We start from the raw sequence: 19,826 nt of genomic DNA, 5'->3' as shown, positions 1-19,826 counted from the left end.
GTTTAGCCAATTGAAATTCTCTCCAATACGTTTTTGTTCACCAATTGTTTAATGCCTGTATTTCCTTTACGGAAAAATTCACGGAGATTATTGTTCATGATGAAGGCATGGTGGTCTTCCACTTCGTGGGTTGCCCCGGCGATATGTGGCGTGGCCAGCACTCGTTTGTTCAATATCATTTTATAATCTGTTTCATCTGGTGGTTCATGGTAGAACACATCCAGTACAGCACCTCTAATCTTACCGTTCTCAATAGTATGCAATAAATCCTCTTTATTGACCACAACTGCGCGAGCGGTATTCACAAAAATAGCATCTTCCTTGAGGAGATCCAGGTATTTTTTATCGATCAACCCTTCTGTTTCAGGTGTTACCGGAAGGTGGATACCAACAACATCGCATATGGCGAATAATTCTTGGAGTTCCACCTTTTTGTAATCTTTGTTTTCATCGGTATAGTAGGGATCGTAATAATAGATTTCTGAAGGGAAATTTTGTAGCATACGGGCAATATGTTGCCCTACTGCTCCAAAGCCCACCATACCGACCTTTTTTCCGGCCAGTTCATTTCCCTTAAATTCCAAATAGGACGTATGGGCGCCCTCGCCCCAATGCTTGCCTTCTAACCAGCTGATCGCCGGCAGGGTATTGCGCATTAAGGTAATCACATTGGCGATGAACATTTCTGCCACCGCCTGGGCATTCCTGGCAGGTGTGTTGAACACTGGAATGCCCAATTCGGTAGCTACGGCTAGGTTGATATTCGATGGTGTGCCTCTGCAGATCCCTACGAATTTGAGATCTGGATGCGCACGCAATACTTGCTCTGTAATTTCATCGTGCTCTGAAATTAATGCTTCAGCACCTGTTTCCTTTAATAATTCACTTAATTCTGATGGGTTATAGGCACGTCCGTGTGGTTTCCAAGATCGATAGATAACTTCATCAAAAAGACCTTTCAACTCATTCAATGCCTTTTCGTTCTCGTAAGGTGCTGTAAGTAATACTTTCATAATTATGCTTGAATACTATTTTCTTTTAAACTGCTATTTTCTCCTAAAGGGGAGATTTCTTCTTTCGGGATATTGATGAACTTGGTCAATATGGCTGAAATGACATAGAGACCTGCCAATACCCAGATGACGCCTTCGGATCCAATCGATCCGATCAGGAGCCCAACGATGGCCGGACCGACAAATACCGGCAGTCCTGCTCCTAGGTTTAGGATTGCCATGGCGGCGCCTTTATCCTCTTTGACCAAGGAAGGCACTAGTGCGGAAAGTGGCACATAGCCTGCCAATAAGGCTCCCCAGGCAATACCTGCAGCCATTACGGCCCAATAACTTCCATCGAACCAAACTGGCGAATAGTAGAACAGCACTGTACTGATGGCACAGCCGATTCCGCCAAACCACATGATGGTGTTTTGCCAGCCCAAACGGTCGCCTACAAATCCAAAAATTAGGTTAAAAGCAATGTTACTGGTGAATATGGTGCCCCAGATCTGTAGCCATTCCTTGGTATCAAAACCATGTTCCGCCATATAGAGCGGAAGAAAAACTGGAAATGCGAATTGGGCGGTGGTATTGATGACCCGTACGATGCCCCCGATCAATACCTTAGGTTCTTTTTTCACAATGGTTAGGCCATTGACCAGTTCTTTGACCTTGGATTCTTTGGAAGCTTTGGTTTCAAATTTATCGCGGTTTAGTACGAGGGCGAAAAATGCCCCTACCAATACCCAGAAAATGGAACTCCAAAGGGTATTTTCGTAGCCAAAGCGCTCCAATGCCCAGCTGGAGTAATAAGCCCCTAGGACGTTCAAGCCGCCGGTAAAAACAAACCAGAACCATCCTACGGCCCTTCCCAGCATTTTTTGTGGGGTTCGATAATTGATCCAGACCATGAAGGAATAGGCAAATAAGGGATAGCCAAAACCTCTAATCGCATAAAACAGCAACATGGAGGAATAGTCCAGTTTCGCCATACCCATGGAAATAAAACCGATGGTACCGATGATATACAGCAATAGCCCCATGACCATGGATTTTCTAGGCCCATAACTTTCGGCCAGTACGCCGGAAAACCAAGAGGAAATGGCAATGGTAATACCATATACCGTAAATAGGCTCGCTGATTGTTCCATCGACATGCCATGCTCGATCAGGTAGGGACTTAGCCAGCCCTGTTCGACCCCATCGCCCATCATAAAGATTAAAATACCTAGATATCCCCAAGTTAAGTTCCCAGGTATTCCAAGCTTATTGGATAAATTGTCTTTTCCCATTTGAGTTTTTTGTTTAGATTATAGGAATTGGTTATACTAAAATAAATAAAAATTAATATAAAAAAAGATTTTTAAAGTATTTTATGTTAAAAAAAGAACAGTTTTTAGCTGTTCTTTTTTTGGGGTTGTTTAGATTAAGTTTTGGAGTAAGGGTAAGTTTTGGAGTTAAGGGTATGTTTTCCATTTTTAAATTTTGCAAATTCCATTTTCCATTTTGAAATTTTTTCATTTTTCATATTTCAAATTTTCCTCGGAATCATTGCAAATATTAATCTAGGAATAGTTCACAACGGCATTGACGAAATAATGGTCGCTTGCATATACTTCCCCTAATTTATCTTTGATGATTTGGGAGCTGCTCGCTTTAACCGGTCCTTTTATAAAAATGAAGTCGATTTTTTTGGCTTTGGCCTGTCGAGGATCGTTTATGGGTTTAAATCCATTGGTAGTTCCTTCTATCCTTTGCCCGTCATGGCCATATTGGCCATACTTGCGAGATTGCCCATTATTGGAAATTTGCCCGTCATCGGAAGAATTACCGTCGTTGTTAGTTTGCCCGTCATTGCGAGATTGCCCGTCATGGGAAGAATTACTGCCTTTGCGAGATTGACCGTCATTGCGAGGAACGAAGCAATCTTCCCATCCCGCCCCCAATACATTTTCATACACTTTCGAATCCATCCCAACATTAAAATCACCAGTAAGGATTTGTACAAAATCTTCTTGATATTGTGCCGCCTCCCTCAAAACCACATCCATCTGTTTTTCCTTTGCTTCATTACTAACATGATCCAAATGAAGATTGATCAATCGGATCTCCTTGTTAGTTTTCTTATCCAGCAACCTCACCCAGGAAGCATTCCGCGCGCGAGCAGATCCCCAGGATAAACTACCTGCTTGCAGTGGAGTTTCGGACAGCCAATATCCTCCAGCAGTTAATAGTTCAAACCTCTTTTTAGAGAAAAAGATAGGGTTCTTGGCAATCCCATGATACCCTTCTTTGAACTTATCCATTTCCGGGCCATCAAAACCGAAAGCAAAGTAATCAGGAAGCGATTCTTTGAGGTCTAAAAACTGTCCTCTTAAGACCTCTTGAAAACCGATCAGATCTGCCTGCTGTTTCTTTATAACATGCAAACAAGAGAGTCTCCGATCCTTCCAACCCAATCCTTTTTCAGCATCTTCCGGTAGATCCACCCGGATGTTACAAGTAAGCACTTTCAGGGAGTTTTTCCCTGCTTCGGAGGTTTGAAGGATATGCTCAGCTGCTTCCACATCAAAACGATGCAGAAAAGGGATGTTGGCGAATAGCCCTGCTTTGATCAGAAATTCCCTTCGATTGGATTTGGGTAATGGAGCCATTTTTATAATTCTTTGAAACCTTATTGGAGTAAAATTTAGAAACCTTACAGTATTAATCTTCGTAGCCTTACTTGAGTAAAGTTACATCTATTCCTACACTTTCACCCAGATAAGCTCCTGATTGTATCAATTCTGCTCTCAATTCATCGACATTCACATCAGCAGGTGTTACACCTTTCCTCACCGCTTGTTTTGCGGCTCTTCCTGCCGCCTCGCCCATGGCCATACAAGGCGCCATCACCCGAATCGCCGACATGGCTTCATGCGTGGTGGAAATGGAACGCCCTGCTACCAAAAGATTCTTCACCTTTGTAGGCACCAAACTGCGATAAGGGATATCATAGCTATCGCCACACCAGGTCAAAGTACATCCCCCACCCTCTGGATGATGGATATCCAATGGATAACTAGCCACGGCCACTGCATCATCAAATCTTCGGCATTCTAAGATATCATCCGCGGTCATCACATAATTCCCAACGATTCGACGGGTCTCTCGGATTCCCAGGAAAGGTGCCATTTTGGTAAAATGGGAGTCTTCAAATCCCGGAACATATTCTTTCAGGTATCGTTGGATTTCCTCCACTTGCTTACGGCCTTCGATTTCGCCGAAGGTCAAGCTTTCTGGGTTGGTTCCATCTACTCCATTGATTCGCGACATATTTACCCACACCTCGCCTTCTCGAAGGCCCGTGATCAGAATTGTCCGCTCAACCGGCAATTCATATCCCGCCGCCCTTGCTTTCTCCATCACACTGCGCAATCCAACCACAATAAACTGATGATTCTGTCCGAAATATTCCGCAGGAATAAAATCGGTTAAGTAAGTTCGAGGCTCCTCCGCAATGGACATCCTTAATTTATCGGTATCCACATTGGCCATGCAGAACATCAAGGTCGGTGGCTGCGCGCCGCCAACATCATTCCCTTGCTCACATGCTACCCCCGCTTTGTAGGCGACATCCGCATCTCCAGTACAATCAATCACCGTCTTGGCAAGGATCACTTCCCTACCTGATTTGCTTTCGATGATCACCCCTTTTAGCTCGTCACCATCCATCACCACTCCAGAAGAGAAAACATATAAAAGTACTTTTACACCCGATTCTTCCAATACTTTTAGACCGATATTTTTAACGGCTTCGGGTTCGACCAAAGTCAAACTCATGTGCAGCGGGCATGGTCTGTGTTCCGATGCCGCATCGACTTCTTTCAGACGATCAATGAATTTTTGTGGCAATCCCTTAATGATCTGGTTTCCCTTTTGGCCTAAAAAACCCAAAATAGGTAAACCAATGGTCATATTCCCCCCTACAAAACTGCGGTTATCGATCAATGCGACTTTCAATCCGTCGGATGCAGCCGCTTGTGCTGCAATAATTCCTGCTGGTCCTCCGCCTACAACGAGTACATCCACTTCCATACGAACTGGAGTTTCCCTTGCAGGCTCCAAAATGGTCTTAACATCTTTCATATCTGCTAACTATATAAGTCTTATTTTTTCAATCTTAATTTATCTGGATTTCTTATCAATAATGCCGTAGTCTTGGTTAATTCACCTGGAAGCCTTGTGCTTTATGAGCATTATCGGAAGGTTTTTCTTTACGGACCATGGTCCATAATATCAATACAGCCACGGGATGCATAAACGCCATGGCGATAAAGATGGTTCCAGCACCCAAGGACCCCATCATCTGCCCGACAAAATAATTGAACAGAACCGCGCCTAAAGCCCCAAAACCTCCAGCTATTCCTAATACCGAAGCCACATTCTTTACAGGAAAAGCCTCTGCAATTACTACGGAGATAGTGAACAGCCAACTCAGACAGGCAACAGCCACCAAAGCAAAAATAGCTATCGTTAGGTAGGGGCTATTGACATAGGTCGTTAAACAACATAAGGGGGCAAGAACGGCAATCGTACTCAACATGATCTTCCTGGCAAGCAACGGTTCTTTTCCATTTCTAACCATTTTATCTGACCAGGCTGAAGTGGCTATCGCTCCGAGATCTGCCACTAGGAAAGGAATCCAACCGAACATACCGATCTGAGCCAATGTCAATCCGCTCTCCTCCTGTAAATATCCAGGTAGCCAGAAGAGACAAAAATACCAGACCGGATCGCTCACAAAGCGAATCAATAAGATGCCATATAAGGATTTTGTTTTCCAGAGCTGCCCCCATGTAAATCCGATCTCATTTCCTTTAGCCGCATCCTGACCTACCGCTTCCTGCTTTATTACAGCCGGCGGTTCGGTATAGATCAGAAACCAAAGAAGCGCAATGATTAATCCTACGATACCTGCAACAATGAAAACCGTATGGAAATCATACTGCATCGCGAGCCAAGCTACCAACGGCGGCGCGATTATCGCCCCAATACTGCTTCCTGCAACACAAAGGCTATTGGCGGTTGCCCTTAACTTTCCGGAGAACCAAACCGTGACTACTTTCAATTGGGCAGGGAAATTGGTAGGCTCCGAAGCACCTAACATCCCCCTGAAAAATAGAAAAGAACCAAATGTTCTGGAAAGTCCTCCCCCCAGGCAGGCTGTCGACCAACCCAAAATACCCCATAGCATCACCTTTGTTTCTCCAAACTTATCGACCAACCAACCCGAAACAGGATACATCAACGCATAAAATATGGTGAATACATTCAGCACCATAGCATACCCATCATCACCTAGCGAGAACTCCTCCTTCAACATCGGTTTTAATATGGAAACGATCTGTCTATCGTAATAGTTGAAAACGATGGCTAGGAAAATCACAAAAATGATGAACCAACGCCTCTTTTCAGCGGGGATGGGCAAAGTAAACTTGGACATATTTAAGATTAGGTTATAATATTTGCTAATGCCTAATCAAATGTATGGAAAATAATAGAAAAAAAGATTTTTAAATAAAAAAAAAGAATTCATTACTTGCTAAAAGGTGGCTATATTTGTCATAAGTTAACTTATAAATGAATTATGATGAATATAACGGACAGACACGAATTCATCCTCAAGACACTAAAAGACAAAGGAAAGATCAGTATCGATTGGTTATGCGAAACCATGAAGGTTTCCAGCGTCACGATCCGCAAGGACTTGAAGGTACTTGAGGACAAAAACCTGTTGTTCAGGATAAAGGGCGGCGCATCAAACAGCAACCCATACGCCATAGACCGGCCCATCCTCGTAAAGGAAACTATTAACGATGAGGAGAAGCAAAGAATTGCTCAGGAAGCTTTAAAATTGATCAAAAACAACGATTCCATAATGATTGGATCTGGCACGACTGTTTTTGCATTGGCTAAAAATCTGGAAGTGACGCACGGTTTAACTGTCATAACACCAGCACTTAAGGTAAGTTTGGAACTCAGCAACAAACCAAACATAGAGGTGCTACAACTTGGTGGCTTGATCCGCCCGAACTCTTCCTCAGTCGCTGGGCAATACGCCATGCGAATCCTTGATGAGATCAGCTGTGGCATCCTGTTCTTAGGAGCCGACGGCATCGATCTGGATTTCGGGATTTCCATCAGCAACCTTCCAGAAGCAACACTTAACCAAAAAATGTTGAACACCGCACAGAAAGTCGCTATCCTGGCAGATAGCAGCAAGTTCGGAAAACGCGGACTCGGCAAAATCTGTGAACTCGTCGATGTGGATTACATCATCACCGACAGCAAGGTATCACAAAGCACTGTTAAAACTATTGAAGACCTAGGCATAAAAATCATTATCGCCTAATACCTACCCTACTTCTTTAACTTTTTAAAAAAAGATTTTGAACATAATCATGTTTAAAAATCTTTTTTTTGTTTTACAAGTGCTTTAAAAGAAAATAATTTAGTGTTACCATTTTATGAATAAATAGCATCTTTATAATTCTTTGAAAATTTAATAATTAAAATGCATTAAATAATTCCATTTCCAAGAATCAATTTTAATACCTAATATAAATTAAAACCTTTTTAAACATCAATCAATTCTTAACCCCAATAAGGATGTAATATACAAATCTATTAAGGTTATCTTATCCAACAAGTCTATCATATCCTAATCCAACAAGGTTATCAAACCACAGGTCTAACTACTTAATACTAAAAAAGCCACCCTAACGGGTGGCTTTTCAAATACCTAACAAATTGACAGCGGTTTAAAAATCTTTATTTTACTGCGTCTATAACTGCTTTGAAAGCCTCTGGGTTATTTAAAGCTAAGTCAGCTAAAACCTTACGGTTCAAACCTACATTTTTAGCGTTTAATTTACCGATCAACTGAGAATAAGAAATTCCGTGTTGACGAGCTCCAGCGTTAATACGTTGGATCCATAAAGCTCTAAACTCGCGTTTTTTGGTTTTACGGTCGCGGTAAGCGTACTGTAAACCTTTTTCTACTGTATTTTTAGCAATAGTATAAACTTTGCTACGAGATCCGTAATAGCCTTTAGCTAATTTTAGGATTCTTTTACGTCTTCTTCTAGAAGCAACTGCGTTAACCGAACGTGGCATAATGATTAAATTTTAGTTTGGTATAAGGTGTTACGTGTTTCAGTAAACTTACTACCCGATACCCGGTTAAAAATATTGTTATTTAAAAAAAATTGTATAAAACTTATTTACCGATACCAAGCATACGTTTTACGTTGCCTGTATCACCATCAGATACATAACTAGTTGTAGTTAAGTTACGTTTCTGTTTGGTTGTTTTTTTAGTCAAGATGTGGCTTTTGTAAGCGTTTTTTCTTGCAATTTTACCGGTTCCAGTCAATTTGAAACGTTTTTTCGCGCTGGAATTGGTTTTAATTTTTGGCATAATACTATAAATTTTATATCAATCTGTTAGATACTTTGTTATTTCTTAGCGGCGGCTTTCGGAGCCAGGGTCAGGAACATACGCTTACCTTCCAATTTAGGCAGCAATTCCACTTTTCCGTATTCTTCCAAAGCTTGAGCGAAACGTAGCAACAAGATTTCACCTTGTTCCTTAAATACGATCGCACGGCCTTTAAAGTGTACATAGGCCCGAACCTTCTCACCACTTTCCAAGAAACGCATGGCATGCTTCAACTTAAATTCAAAGTCGTGCTCACTCGTGTTAGGTCCGAAACGGATCTCCTTGATCACGGTTTGCTTAGCATTAGCCTTGATTTCTTTTTGCTTTTTCTTTTGTTCGTATACGAATTTACTGTAATCGATAATCTTACAAACAGGAGGCGTAGCGTTTGGAGAAATTTCCACCAAATCCAATTCCAATTCATCAGCGAGCGCTAAAGCTTGTCGCGTAGGGAAAACTCCTTGTTCTACATTATCACCTACTAAACGCACTTCTGGAACTCGGATATGCTCGTTGATACGGTGCTCAGGTTCCTTCTTTCTAATTGGGCCTCTATTGCCGAAATTGTTACTTTTTGCCAAATGTTTCCTTAATTAAATTAAACAGTAATTTCTTTTATTAATAAATCTTTAAATTCTTCTGATGTCATCGACCCTAAGTCGGTACCACCATGTTTACGAACCGAGATTGCTCCACTTTCGACTTCCTTCTCCCCTACGATCAGCATATAAGGTATTTTCTTCACCTCTGCATCACGGATTTTCCGTCCTACTTTCTCGTCACGTAAGTCAATCAGACCGCGAATATCGGAATTATTTAGTGATTCCAAAAGTTTTTGCGCATATTCTTCATATTTTTCTGACACTGGCAAGACGATAAACTGCTCAGGCGCAAGCCATAACGGAAATTGTCCACCGCAATGCTCGATCAATACGGCAACAAAACGTTCCAAGGAACCGAATGGTGCACGGTGTATCATCACCGGTCTATGCTTTTGATTATCACTTCCTGTATATTCCAGTTCAAAACGCTCTGGAAGGTTATAATCCACTTGGATGGTCCCTAATTGCCATTTACGTCCCAAAGCATCCTTCACCATGAAGTCTAATTTTGGACCATAAAAAGCCGCTTCACCCAATTCAACAACAGTCGGTAAGCCTTTTTCAGCTGCCGATTCGATGATCGCTGCTTCTGCTAAAGCCCAGTTCTCATCCGAACCGATGTATTTCGCCTTGTTCTCCGGATCACGCAAAGAAATCTGAGCGGTAAAATTGTCGAAACCTAAAGCTCCAAAAACGTAAAGCACTAGGTCGATTACTTTTTTGAACTCCTCTTTTACCTGATCAGGGCGGCAGAATAAGTGGGCATCATCCTGTGTAAACCCTCTTACACGAGTCAAACCGTGCAATTCTCCCGACTGTTCATAACGATAAACCGTTCCAAACTCTGCAAAACGAACCGGTAATTCTTTATAAGAACGAGGTTTCGTTTTGTATATCTCACAATGATGCGGACAGTTCATCGGTTTTAACAAGAACTCTTCGCCATCAACCGGAGTATTGATCGGTTGGAAAGAATCCGCACCGTACTTTTCGTAGTGTCCAGAAGTTATATACAATTGCTTATGCCCGATATGAGGGGTGATCACCGGCTCATATCCAGCAGCAATCTGTGCTTTCTGTAGGAAGTCCTGCAATTTCTGTCTCAAAGCAGTTCCTTTAGGTAACCACAAAGGCAAACCCATCCCTACTTTTTCAGAGAAAGCGAACAATTCCAATTCTCTTCCCAATTTACGGTGATCACGTTTCTTTGCTTCTTCGATGAATTTCAGGTATTCTGTCAATTCAGAAGCTTTAGGGAAAGTCACCCCATAGATACGTGTCAACTGCTTACGGGTTTCATCACCGCGCCAATAAGCTCCAGCTACATTGGTCAATTTAACGGCTTTGATCACTCCAGTATGTGGAATATGTGGACCACGACATAGGTCAGTGAAATTACCTTGCGTATAGAAGGTGATCTTACCATCCTCAAGATCTTTGATCAGGTCCAGTTTATATTCATCTCCTTTTTCGGTGAAATAAGCCAATGCATCAGCTTTAGAAACCGCTTTACGCTCAAAAGTTTCCTTTTGTTTAGCTAATTCAACCATTTTGTCTTCGATCTGTTTGAAATCATCAGATGAAAACTCACGATCACCGAAATCTACATCATAGTAGAATCCAGTTTCGATGGCAGGACCAATACCGAATTTAATACCTGGGTACAATGCTTCCAATGCTTCTGCCAATAAGTGTGCGGAGGAATGCCAAAAGGTGTTTTTCCCTTTATCATCATTCCAAGTCAATAACTTAATGGAGGAATCGGATTCGATAGGTCTAGAGGCATCCCATACCTCGCCATTTACTTCGGCAGCCAATACATTTCTTGCTAATCCTTCGGAGATTGACAATGCAACCTGCATGGCCGTAGTGCCTTTTTCATACTGACGTACGGAGCCGTCAGGTAGTGTAATATTAATCATTTACAACATGATTGGTGTTTGTTCATAAATCATGATTCCGATCAAGGTCTACAAGTACCTTGATTTTCGGGAATCACCTTAATTAATTCGGCTACAAAAATACGGAAAAATTACCGCATAATGAAATCAAATCCCCAACCAAATCCATTGAAATTATTAAACAACATCATCATGAGCTTTCAACTGTTCCTCCAAATACCCCTTCGCGATAGCTCGCTTAGCAACATACCACAGGAAAGGCTCGAACCAAGACCTTACCCCAATACTGAAAGAATTATTCAAATAAACAAACAAGGCCAAATCCTTGAATCGTCTCGGGCTTCCATCTTTGGCGATCCAGCCAGAAGCATGCAGGGAAGACAACAGCAATAAAGCCTTTTCAAAATTTTTATTTCCCATTTCCACCCTTACCTGAACCATACATTCCTCGCTCCAGATATTATGGAAATAATGGATCTCATCCGCTGGTATGGTCATTTCATCACCTGTTCGAAGGATGTATGTTTTATCACCCACACCCAGTTCCAATGCACCAGAAATTATCCTGAAACTTTCGGAAAATTCCCGATGGAAATGCCTAGGCGTTTTTTCTCCAGGAAAAATACGCAACAAAATCTCACTGTAAGGATGTTTTGAAACAGATTTAAGAATCTTTACTTTTCGGATTTGAACTTTTCCCATTGCTATTTGGTTTTCAGCAAAGTTCCGGCTCCAAAATCCGTAAATGATATACCTAAGTCAATAAATTCATTTCCTAAGCGCTAACTTCGACCCAACCATCCTTCTTCTAATCCGACTCAGCGAAGAGGGCTCTACGCCTACAAAATTTGCAATATGGTATTGGGATACCCTTTGCTCCAGATCAGGAAACATCGCCCGAAATTTCAAGTACCTTTCTTCTGGACCGTCCGAATATAGGGAGGCCAGCTTTTTCATTCCATCAATAAACAATTGCTGGATCACCAACCGGCCCAATCGTTCCCCTTGGCTCAACAGCCCATATAGCTTGTCAAGATCTGCCCTTCCGATTTCATAGTAGGTACAATCCTCCAAGGCCTGAATATTTTTCGTAGTGGGTATTAATCCTATAAAACTTTCATATTCACTAAAAAAATCCCCTTCCCTACCAAATTCATAGGTTTTACAAATGCCATCAACATCAACAAAATAACGCACAATGCCTGTGTCCAAAAACCCGACATACCGAGCGATCTCTCCTTCCTGAAGAAAGAATTCCTTTTTTTTCAACTGCTTCACTTTAAACAACGACTGAATGATTTCAACATCTTCATCGGTCAAGGTTACATAGGCAGAAATCTTACGAATCAATGAATCCAATATCTTGTTTTTTAGATTTTTCACTTAAAAATAACAATTCTCAAACAATAAATTCCATACCTTTGCAGCTCTATTTTAATCGTTATGTCAAATCAAGTTCCAGCAGACGGATCAATGCTTCCCTTGATGGAAGAATTTTACACCATACAAGGCGAAGGATACCACACCGGAAAGGCGGCTTATTTCATCCGTCTTGGAGGATGTGATGTGGGCTGTCATTGGTGTGATGTGAAGGAAAGTTGGGATGCTGACCTGCATCCATTGACTTCGGCAGAAACGATCGTAGAAAATGCCAAGCAATTTCCTGCAAAAACAGTGGTTATTACCGGTGGAGAGCCATTATTGTACAATCTCTCCTACTTGACCCAAAAATTAAAGGAAGCAGGCATACAGATCTTTTTGGAAACATCAGGCGCCTATCCATTAACCGGTTACTGGGATTGGATCTGTCTTTCACCAAAGAAATTCAAGGGTCCTCGACCAGATGTCCTGAGCGCGGCAGGTGAATTGAAAGTGATCGTATTCAACAAGAGCGATTTTGCTTGGGCAGAAGAACATGCCAAATTCGTAGGTTCTACCTGCAAGCTGTACCTACAACCCGAATGGTCCAAAGCAGCGGAGATGACCCCATTGATCATTGACTATGTCAAGGATAATCCAAAATGGGAGATTTCCCTTCAAACCCATAAATACCTGAATATCCCTTAGGTAAAATATAAAATACACAAACGATTGTTTTTATCGAAAAGGCTTGATTTCATACCTTAACCTTCTCCTACCGATTAAAATATCGGAAAATGGGGTTAAAGATTCCTAAATTTGTTTTACCTAATTCCAAATTTATGAATCGTAGCCTAGCGCAAGCACTCTGTTTTGGTTTGCTGATTTTTAGTCAACCAACCCACTTATTTGCCCAAACACCTGTAACCAGGAATATAGAAGGATTTGCCTATGGTCAGGTCCAGGCGCCTACCGGAAAAGAATGGGAATCGCCGCAGGAACTATCCTTGAACAAAGAACTTCCCCATGCCTACCATTTTTCCTTCAATGATATCAACTCCGCCCAAAAAGTGTTGCCAACGAACTCCAGCAATTGGATGTCCTTGGATGGCACCTGGAAATTCCATTGGGTAAAGACACCAGAGGAAAGACCCCAAGATTTTTACCAGAAAAACTTCGATGTGAGTAAATGGGATGATGTGCCGGTACCGATGAGCTGGAACATCCTGGGCATTCAGAAGGATGGTTCGTTGAAATATGGCGTGCCGATCTATGTGAACCAACCGGTGATTTTCCAACATCAGGTAAAGGTGGATGATTGGCGTGGCGGGGTTATGCGTACGCCTCCCCAAAATTGGACAACCTATATCTATCGCAATGAAGTGGGGTCCTATAAACGCACATTCTCTGTTCCAAAAGATTGGAAAGGAAAAGAAATCTACATCAATTTCGATGGCGTAGACTCCTTCTTCTACCTATGGATCAATGGAAAATATGTAGGCTTTTCCAAAAACTCGAGGAACCTAGCCTCTTTCAATATCAGTAGCTACCTGAATCCAAAAGGCGAGAACCAAGTAGCTGTGGAAGTTTACCGCAGCTCCGATGCTTCCTATTTGGAAGCGCAGGATATGTTCCGCTTGCCAGGTATCTTCCGAACCGTATCCCTAACAGCGAAGCCAAAAGTACAGATCAGAAACCTGGTTGCCATCCCTGATCTGGATCAGGAATACAAAGATGCGACGCTAAAAGTGACTGCCGAGGTTAAAAACAGCCAAGGAAAATCGGTCAAAGGCTATAAAATCAGGTATTCCCTATACGAAAATGTTTTATACAGTGATGCCTCTTCCAAGGTGAAGGAAATAGATCTTCAGCGATCCATTGATCCTATTGCCAAAGATTCTACCAGCATCGTAGAACAGACCTTGAAGATCAGCAATCCAAAAAAATGGTCAGCAGAAGAGCCAATCCGATACACGCTTCTTGCCGAATTGTTGGACAATAGAGGCCGGCTTATCGAGGTTGTTTCCAGCTATATTGGTTTCAGAAAAGTAGAATTGAAAGACACCAAAGCTGCAGATGATGAGTTTGGATTGGCAGGCCGTTATTTCTATGTCAATGGAAAAACGGTAAAACTTAAAGGGGTGAACCGACATGAGACCAACCCGGAAACGGGAAAGGTCGTTTCCCACGATCAGATGGAAAAAGAGATCATGTTATTGAAAAGGGCAAACATCAACCATGTTAGAAACTCGCATTATCCAGATGATCCTTATTGGTATTACCTATGTGATAAATATGGTATCTATCTCGAGGATGAGGCCAATATCGAAAGCCATCAATATTATTATGGCGATGCTTCACTTTCCCATCCTGTGGAATGGAAAAATGCACACGTGGCGAGAAATCTGGAAATGGTACATGCGACCATCAACCATCCTTCCATCGTAATCTGGTCCTTAGGAAATGAGGCTGGACCGGGCAAGAATTTTGTCCATGCGTACGATGCGATCAAAAAAGTGGATGATTCCAGACCGGTTCAATACGAAAGGAACAACAGCATCGTGGATATCGGCTCCAACCAGTACCCTTCCATTGAATGGGTTCGTGGTGCTGTAAAAGGAAAATATAACCTCAAATATCCATTCCATATCTCCGAATATTCCCATTCCATGGGCAATGCATCGGGTAACCTGATCGATTATTGGGAGGTCATCGAATCTACCAATTTCTTTATGGGAGGTGCAATTTGGGACTGGATCGATCAATCCATGTATTATTACGACAAGAAAACAGGTGAGAAATTCCTGGCCTATGGTGGAGATTTTGGCGACAAACCGAATGATGGAACCTTTGTGATGAACGGGTTGATCTTTGCTAACATGGAACCAAAACCCCAATACTATGAGGTTCGCAAAGTTTACCAGAATGTGAGTGTAAAGGCAGTAGATATGAAAAATGGTAAGATTGATGTGTTCAATAAGAATTACTTCAGCTCTTTGGATGATTATCAGATCAATTGGTCTTTATGGAAAGATGGTAAGGAAATGGAGAAAGGTACTTTCGCAACGGAAGGGACCAATGCTATTGCGGCAAGACAGCATAAAGAATTCCAGGTTCCATATGCATACGATAAATTGGAGGCCAGCTCGGAATATTTCTTAAAGGTGCAATTTGTACATAAAAAGGATATGCCTTGGGCAAAACAAGGTCAGGTGCAGATGGAAGAACAAATATTGGTTAAACCGATGACTTTCCTTCCATCCATTGCGGATCTGGCCAAAGGAAGTAAGCTGATGATAGGCGCGGAAGGTGATGTTCAAGAGATCAAAGGTGAAGGGTTTAATGTGAAATTTGACAATAAAACAGGAACCATTTATCAATTGAGTTACCAGGGAGAGGAAGTAATTCGTGCTGGTGAAGGCCCTAAATTGGATGCTTTACGTGCTCCATTGGACAATGATAACTGGGCATATCAACAGTGGTTCGAAAAAGGTTTGCATCAATTGCAGCATAGGGTAAAATCCAAAAACAGCTATCAGCGAGAGGATGGGGCTTATGTGTTGATCTACCAAGTAGAATCCCAAGCGAAAAATGGCGGAACCATCCGTGGAGGAAGTTCAGGAACATATACGATAGAAGACCATAAAGACCGTCTATTTGGGGAGAACGACTTTAAATTCTCCAGCAATTATATTTGGACGATCTATAAAGATGGGTCGATCGAACTGGAAAGCAACATTACTTCCAACAATAGTTCCTTTGTATTACCGCATTTAGGCTTTGCCATGCAGGTACCTGAGAACTATAGCAATTACCAATATTATGGCCGTGGACCGATCAATAATTATGCGGATCGGAAAACGGGACAATTCATTGAACAATACCAAAGCTCGGTAAAGAACCAGATGGTCAATTGGCCGAAACCACAGTCTACCGGTAACAGGGAAGAATTGAGGTGGTGTGCATTAACCGATGCTGCTGGTTCTGGAGCTATCTTTATTGCGAAAAATACCTTTTCTGCTTCTGCATTGCCTTGGTCGGAATTGGAAATGACCTTGGCACCACATGGATATCAATTACCGAAAAGCTCTGGCACGCATTTGTACCTGATGGCTGAGGTAACTGGATTGGGAGGTAACAGTTGTGGACAAGGCCCTCCATTAGAGCAGGACCGCGTGAAAGCTGGAGCGCATGATTTTGGATTTATAATTCGTCCTGTGGCAAATAATAATGCTGCAACACAAGCAAAAGCGGCTGTGGCTGGGGATATGCCATTATCGATCACCCGCGATCGTTCTGGAAAGGTGGAAATTCGTACGGATTCGAATGGATCTCCGTTGATGGTACAGATTGGGCGAGGCAAAGTTTCTGTTTATAAGGGCGCTATTAACCTACGTGAAGGTGGTAAGGTAACGGCATGGTACCACGGAAAAGAAAAACTGAAAACAAGTGTGGATTTTCCAAAGATTGAAAGTATTCAGATGGAAATCAAATCTGTTTCCAGCCAGGAGATTGGTGAAGGAAATGCTGAGCATATAATTGATGGGGACCCATCGACGATTTGGCATACGATGTATTCGGTAACAGTTGCGCAATATCCGCATTGGATTGACTTTGATGCCAGCATGGCGAAGAAAATCAAGGGTTTTACGTATTTGCCGAGACAGAATGGATCGAATGGAAATGTAAAAGGATATAGGATTCAGGTAAGTTTGGATGGGGAGAATTGGTCAGAACCTGTGGCTGAAGGGGAATTTGATCGAAGCAGTAAATTGAAGACGATCATGTTGACAAAACCTGTATTGGCGAGGTATATTCGTTTTACGGCTTTGAGTTCGCAAAACGGACAGGATTTCGCCTCTGGAGCAGAGTTTTCGGTGTTAGCGGATTAGGGTAGGTAGTTTTTGCGTCATTGCGAGGAGGTACGACGAAGCAATCTTTGAACTTTGTCATCCTGAGCATCGCCGAAGGATCTGTACGAATATAAACGAACAGATGCTTCGACTGCGCTCAGCATGACATGCGGGAAGATTGCTTCGTTCCTCGCAATGACGCAGAAACCCTCTCGCAATGACGCAAAAAATTACAACCTCACAATCTCCCCGGTCTTCACCGACTCATCACATGCAATTGCGATCCTCAAACTATTCACCGCATCCTGCATAGATTTCTCCAAATCCAAATCCTCTGCAATCGCTTTTAAAAAGAATGCCTGCTCCCGATTACACAGTTCCTGATGATCCGGCTCATCCGTTAAATCAATCCATTCATCCTTTTTAAGGAATTCATTTTCCTCATCAATATCCGCATAATGCACCTTCAACGACTCCGTTTTGGTATGGGCTTCCACGGAATCCGAATTCCCAGCCTTCCCAGCATCATTCGCTACGATGGAAACACAACCCTTCGGTCCAATCACATCCTTAATAAAAAATGCCGTTTCACTGATCATTGGTCCCCAACCTGCTTCATACCAACCCACACTCCCATCATCAAACCGGATCTGCAACTGCCCATAATTATAATTATCTTCCGGAATTTCATTTGTCAACCGCGCTCCAATAGCCGAAACGGACAATGGTTTGGCCACTGTCATCTGGCACATCACATCAATATAATGCACCCCGCAATCCACAATCGGGCTCAAACTCTTCATCAAATTTTTATGCACATCCCACATGTACCCATGGCTCTGCTGATTGAGGTTCATGCGCATAACCAAAGGATAACCCATGGTTTTTCCAACCTCAATAAATTTGATCCAAGAAGGATGATGCCTTAAGATATAACCAACGACCAATTTTTTATTGGCCCTTCTTGCTGCTTCAACCACCTTCTGCGCACCCAACACGGTATCCGCCAATGGTTTTTCGATAAACACATGCGCTCCGGCCTCAAAAGCCTGAATGGCATAGGCTTCATGGGTATCCGGATAAGTAGAAATACAAACCGCGTCAGGTTGAGTTTCCTTCAAGGCGGTCGCATAATCATCGAATAAAGGATAATCGGCTTCCAGCCGCACATTTAAAATCTCTTTGCTCGCTCCACGGGAAACCAAGCCTACAATTTCAAAACCATCCATATCATGATAGGCCTGTGCATGGGATGCACCCATATTGCCACAACCCACCACCAAAATCTTAATTTTTTGATTCATTATTAATTAAGGATACAATGTTTAAGCAAAGTAATATCTATTTATGGCTTTAAGAACTTGCCAAACCTGGTCTTGGGATCAATGCCTTATCAATTTCCATCTGCCAACTGTATTCATCGGCACTTGGCCCATAAACCTTGGTCGAGTTCTGGATCTCCTCTAAACTGATGATCTTTCCTGAATAGGCAGCTTCGCGCGCCCAGATTCCCAATAAAGTAGAATCTGCCATGAAGTCACCATCATTGATCACCTGCTTATTCTTTATTGCCGCAAAAAGCTCATTATGTTGTGTCTGGTACATATTATCAGTCTTTCCTGCGAATTTCCAAGGATTCTGACCCGTTATTTCATATTTACTCAATACACTCACATTCATTGCTCCTTTCGTACCGATAGCTTCCACCGAGTTCCGAGATTGCGTTCCATTCTGTTGACGACCGAAATGATAACCTTTCACCCCATCCCCATAATCGAATTCTATGGCAAAATGGTCAAATACATTTCCATATTTATCCCAAGGTCTACTTTGTCGGCCACCGGTACCCGAAACGGCTTTTGGCAATCCACGATTCAACATCCAGTTCATAAAATCGATACTGTGTACGGTTTGTTCCACAATGATATCGCCCGAATAGCGCTGATAATAGAACCAGTTATACAGTTGGTAGGTCAGATCATCCCATTGTGGCTGCCTAACCTTTTCGGTCAGCTCACCACCCAAGCGGAAGGTACTGATCGAGTAGATATCACCGATCGCTCCGCCATGGATCAACTTTGCCAATTCACGGTTAGGATTGGTATACCTGAAACAGAAACCTGAAACGATATTCAATTTTTTATCTTTAGCCAGTTGAACCGCTTCCCTTACTTTATGTACACCAGGAATATCCACTGCCATTGGTTTTTCACAGAAAACATGCTTTCCCTTTTTCACTGCAGCAGCGAGATGGTCCGGGCGAAAACATGGGGGTGTAGCCAACAACACGACATCCACATCGCTGTTGATCAACTTTTGGTAGGCATCGAAACCAACGTATTTGCGTTTATCCGAAACTTTTACACGTTCCTTATGCGCCTCCATCAAGGATGCCAAAGCGGTATCCAATTGTGCCTGGAAAATATCCGCCAACGCTACAATTTCCACATCCGGATCAGCGTTCAGCGCCTGAAAGGCAGCACCAGTGCCTCGACCGCCACATCCTATCAATCCTACCTTGATCTTCTTCTTTGCATCCATGCTGTAATCGGGCATATCCAATGTGCTGGCTCCTACCAGAATGCCACTACTTTTAATAAAATCTCTGCGGTCCATTACCTGTTATTATTTCG

General features: G+C 42.4%; 16 protein-coding genes. 3 read left to right on the top strand and 13 right to left on the bottom strand.

The window, feature by feature from the left end; translation table 11 throughout:
- Positions 1–2 precede the first annotated feature (2 nt).
- From CRJ00_RS05015 to CRJ00_RS04995, 5 genes are all read right to left on the bottom strand, one after another.
- The gene (locus CRJ00_RS05015; protein WP_099365785.1) at positions 3–1,013 is read right to left on the bottom strand and encodes an NAD(P)-dependent oxidoreductase; all 1,011 of its coding nucleotides are present in this window, start codon (positions 1,011–1,013) and stop codon (positions 3–5) included.
- Positions 1,014–1,015: 2 nt separating this feature from the next.
- Entirely contained in the window at positions 1,016–2,287 is a 1,272-nt protein-coding gene (locus tag CRJ00_RS05010) for an MFS transporter (RefSeq protein WP_218962187.1), read from the bottom strand.
- Between the two features lie 273 nt (positions 2,288–2,560).
- The gene (locus CRJ00_RS05005; RefSeq protein WP_099365784.1) at positions 2,561–3,649 is read right to left on the bottom strand and encodes an endonuclease/exonuclease/phosphatase family protein; all 1,089 of its coding nucleotides are present in this window, start codon (positions 3,647–3,649) and stop codon (positions 2,561–2,563) included.
- 67 nt (positions 3,650–3,716) lie between these two features.
- Complete coding sequence (locus CRJ00_RS05000) at positions 3,717–5,123, bottom strand: FAD-dependent oxidoreductase (RefSeq protein WP_099365783.1); 1,407 nt, start codon at positions 5,121–5,123, stop codon at positions 3,717–3,719.
- A 76-nt stretch (positions 5,124–5,199) separates the two neighbouring features.
- Complete coding sequence (locus CRJ00_RS04995) at positions 5,200–6,480, bottom strand: MFS transporter (RefSeq protein ID WP_099365782.1); 1,281 nt, start codon at positions 6,478–6,480, stop codon at positions 5,200–5,202.
- 144 nt (positions 6,481–6,624) lie between these two features.
- Between CRJ00_RS04995 and CRJ00_RS04990 the strand changes: the two genes are divergently transcribed.
- Positions 6,625–7,389 carry a DeoR/GlpR family DNA-binding transcription regulator gene (locus CRJ00_RS04990; RefSeq protein ID WP_180268422.1) on the top strand — a complete coding sequence of 255 codons (765 nt, stop codon included), beginning with the start codon at positions 6,625–6,627 and terminating at the stop codon, positions 7,387–7,389.
- Positions 7,390–7,808: 419 nt separating this feature from the next.
- Here CRJ00_RS04990 and rplT read toward each other — a convergent pair whose 3' ends face one another.
- The 6 genes from rplT to CRJ00_RS04960 form a co-directional block, all read right to left on the bottom strand.
- Positions 7,809–8,153 carry a 50S ribosomal protein L20 gene (rplT, locus tag CRJ00_RS04985; RefSeq protein WP_099365781.1) on the bottom strand — a complete coding sequence of 115 codons (345 nt, stop codon included), beginning with the start codon at positions 8,151–8,153 and terminating at the stop codon, positions 7,809–7,811.
- Between the two features lie 103 nt (positions 8,154–8,256).
- Complete coding sequence (rpmI, locus tag CRJ00_RS04980; protein WP_099365780.1) at positions 8,257–8,457, bottom strand: 50S ribosomal protein L35; 201 nt, start codon at positions 8,455–8,457, stop codon at positions 8,257–8,259.
- Positions 8,458–8,495: 38 nt separating this feature from the next.
- Positions 8,496–9,059: a translation initiation factor IF-3 gene (gene infC, locus CRJ00_RS04975; protein WP_245153202.1), complete on the bottom strand. Its 564-nt coding sequence runs from the start codon at positions 9,057–9,059 to the stop codon at positions 8,496–8,498.
- Between the two features lie 17 nt (positions 9,060–9,076).
- Entirely contained in the window at positions 9,077–11,002 is a 1,926-nt protein-coding gene (gene thrS, locus CRJ00_RS04970) for a threonine--tRNA ligase (protein WP_099365779.1), read from the bottom strand.
- A gap of 156 nt (positions 11,003–11,158) precedes the next feature.
- Complete coding sequence (locus CRJ00_RS04965; RefSeq protein WP_099365778.1) at positions 11,159–11,683, bottom strand: cupin domain-containing protein; 525 nt, start codon at positions 11,681–11,683, stop codon at positions 11,159–11,161.
- 66 nt (positions 11,684–11,749) lie between these two features.
- Positions 11,750–12,364, bottom strand: coding sequence for a Crp/Fnr family transcriptional regulator (locus tag CRJ00_RS04960; RefSeq protein ID WP_099365777.1), 615 nt, complete (start codon positions 12,362–12,364; stop codon positions 11,750–11,752).
- 60 nt (positions 12,365–12,424) lie between these two features.
- Between CRJ00_RS04960 and CRJ00_RS04955 the strand changes: the two genes are divergently transcribed.
- Both CRJ00_RS04955 and CRJ00_RS04950 read left to right on the top strand, forming a co-directional pair.
- Positions 12,425–13,048 (top strand): 7-carboxy-7-deazaguanine synthase QueE, encoded by a 624-nt coding sequence (locus tag CRJ00_RS04955; RefSeq protein ID WP_099365776.1) that lies wholly within the window; start codon positions 12,425–12,427, stop codon positions 13,046–13,048.
- Positions 13,049–13,182: 134 nt separating this feature from the next.
- Complete coding sequence (locus CRJ00_RS04950; protein ID WP_218962186.1) at positions 13,183–17,232, top strand: glycoside hydrolase family 2 TIM barrel-domain containing protein; 4,050 nt, start codon at positions 13,183–13,185, stop codon at positions 17,230–17,232.
- Positions 17,233–17,423: 191 nt separating this feature from the next.
- On the opposite strand, the gene CRJ00_RS04945 is transcribed toward CRJ00_RS04950, so the two are convergent.
- Positions 17,424–18,497 carry a Gfo/Idh/MocA family protein gene (locus CRJ00_RS04945; protein ID WP_099365774.1) on the bottom strand — a complete coding sequence of 358 codons (1,074 nt, stop codon included), beginning with the start codon at positions 18,495–18,497 and terminating at the stop codon, positions 17,424–17,426.
- Between the two features lie 49 nt (positions 18,498–18,546).
- The gene (locus CRJ00_RS04940) at positions 18,547–19,809 is read right to left on the bottom strand and encodes a Gfo/Idh/MocA family protein (RefSeq protein ID WP_099365773.1); all 1,263 of its coding nucleotides are present in this window, start codon (positions 19,807–19,809) and stop codon (positions 18,547–18,549) included.
- Positions 19,810–19,826 lie beyond the last annotated feature (17 nt).

The sequence above is a fragment of the Sphingobacterium sp. 1.A.4 genome (genome assembly GCF_002734245.1).
Classification (GTDB): Bacteria; Bacteroidota; Bacteroidia; order Sphingobacteriales; family Sphingobacteriaceae; genus Sphingobacterium; species Sphingobacterium tenebrionis.
This window is presented reverse-complemented; position numbering and strand designations above follow the sequence as displayed.

What these genes read in the sequence shown, in the direction of transcription:
- CRJ00_RS05015 (WP_099365785.1), bottom strand. Translation starts at nt 1,013, where the DNA reads ATGAAAGTATTACTTACAGCACCTTACGAGAACGAAAAGGCATTGAAT.
- CRJ00_RS05010 (WP_218962187.1), bottom strand. Translation starts at nt 2,287, where the DNA reads ATGGGAAAAGACAATTTATCCAATAAGCTTGGAATACCTGGGAACTTA.
- CRJ00_RS05005 (WP_099365784.1), bottom strand. Translation starts at nt 3,649, where the DNA reads ATGGCTCCATTACCCAAATCCAATCGAAGGGAATTTCTGATCAAAGCA.
- CRJ00_RS05000 (WP_099365783.1), bottom strand. Translation starts at nt 5,123, where the DNA reads ATGAAAGATGTTAAGACCATTTTGGAGCCTGCAAGGGAAACTCCAGTT.
- CRJ00_RS04995 (WP_099365782.1), bottom strand. Translation starts at nt 6,480, where the DNA reads ATGTCCAAGTTTACTTTGCCCATCCCCGCTGAAAAGAGGCGTTGGTTC.
- CRJ00_RS04990 (WP_180268422.1), top strand. Translation starts at nt 6,625, where the DNA reads ATGATGAATATAACGGACAGACACGAATTCATCCTCAAGACACTAAAA.
- rplT (WP_099365781.1), bottom strand. Translation starts at nt 8,153, where the DNA reads ATGCCACGTTCGGTTAACGCAGTTGCTTCTAGAAGAAGACGTAAAAGA.
- rpmI (WP_099365780.1), bottom strand. Translation starts at nt 8,457, where the DNA reads ATGCCAAAAATTAAAACCAATTCCAGCGCGAAAAAACGTTTCAAATTG.
- thrS (WP_099365779.1), bottom strand. Translation starts at nt 11,002, where the DNA reads ATGATTAATATTACACTACCTGACGGCTCCGTACGTCAGTATGAAAAA.
- CRJ00_RS04965 (WP_099365778.1), bottom strand. Translation starts at nt 11,683, where the DNA reads ATGGGAAAAGTTCAAATCCGAAAAGTAAAGATTCTTAAATCTGTTTCA.
- CRJ00_RS04955 (WP_099365776.1), top strand. Translation starts at nt 12,425, where the DNA reads ATGTCAAATCAAGTTCCAGCAGACGGATCAATGCTTCCCTTGATGGAA.
- CRJ00_RS04950 (WP_218962186.1), top strand. Translation starts at nt 13,183, where the DNA reads ATGAATCGTAGCCTAGCGCAAGCACTCTGTTTTGGTTTGCTGATTTTT.
- CRJ00_RS04945 (WP_099365774.1), bottom strand. Translation starts at nt 18,497, where the DNA reads ATGAATCAAAAAATTAAGATTTTGGTGGTGGGTTGTGGCAATATGGGT.
- CRJ00_RS04940 (WP_099365773.1), bottom strand. Translation starts at nt 19,809, where the DNA reads ATGGACCGCAGAGATTTTATTAAAAGTAGTGGCATTCTGGTAGGAGCC.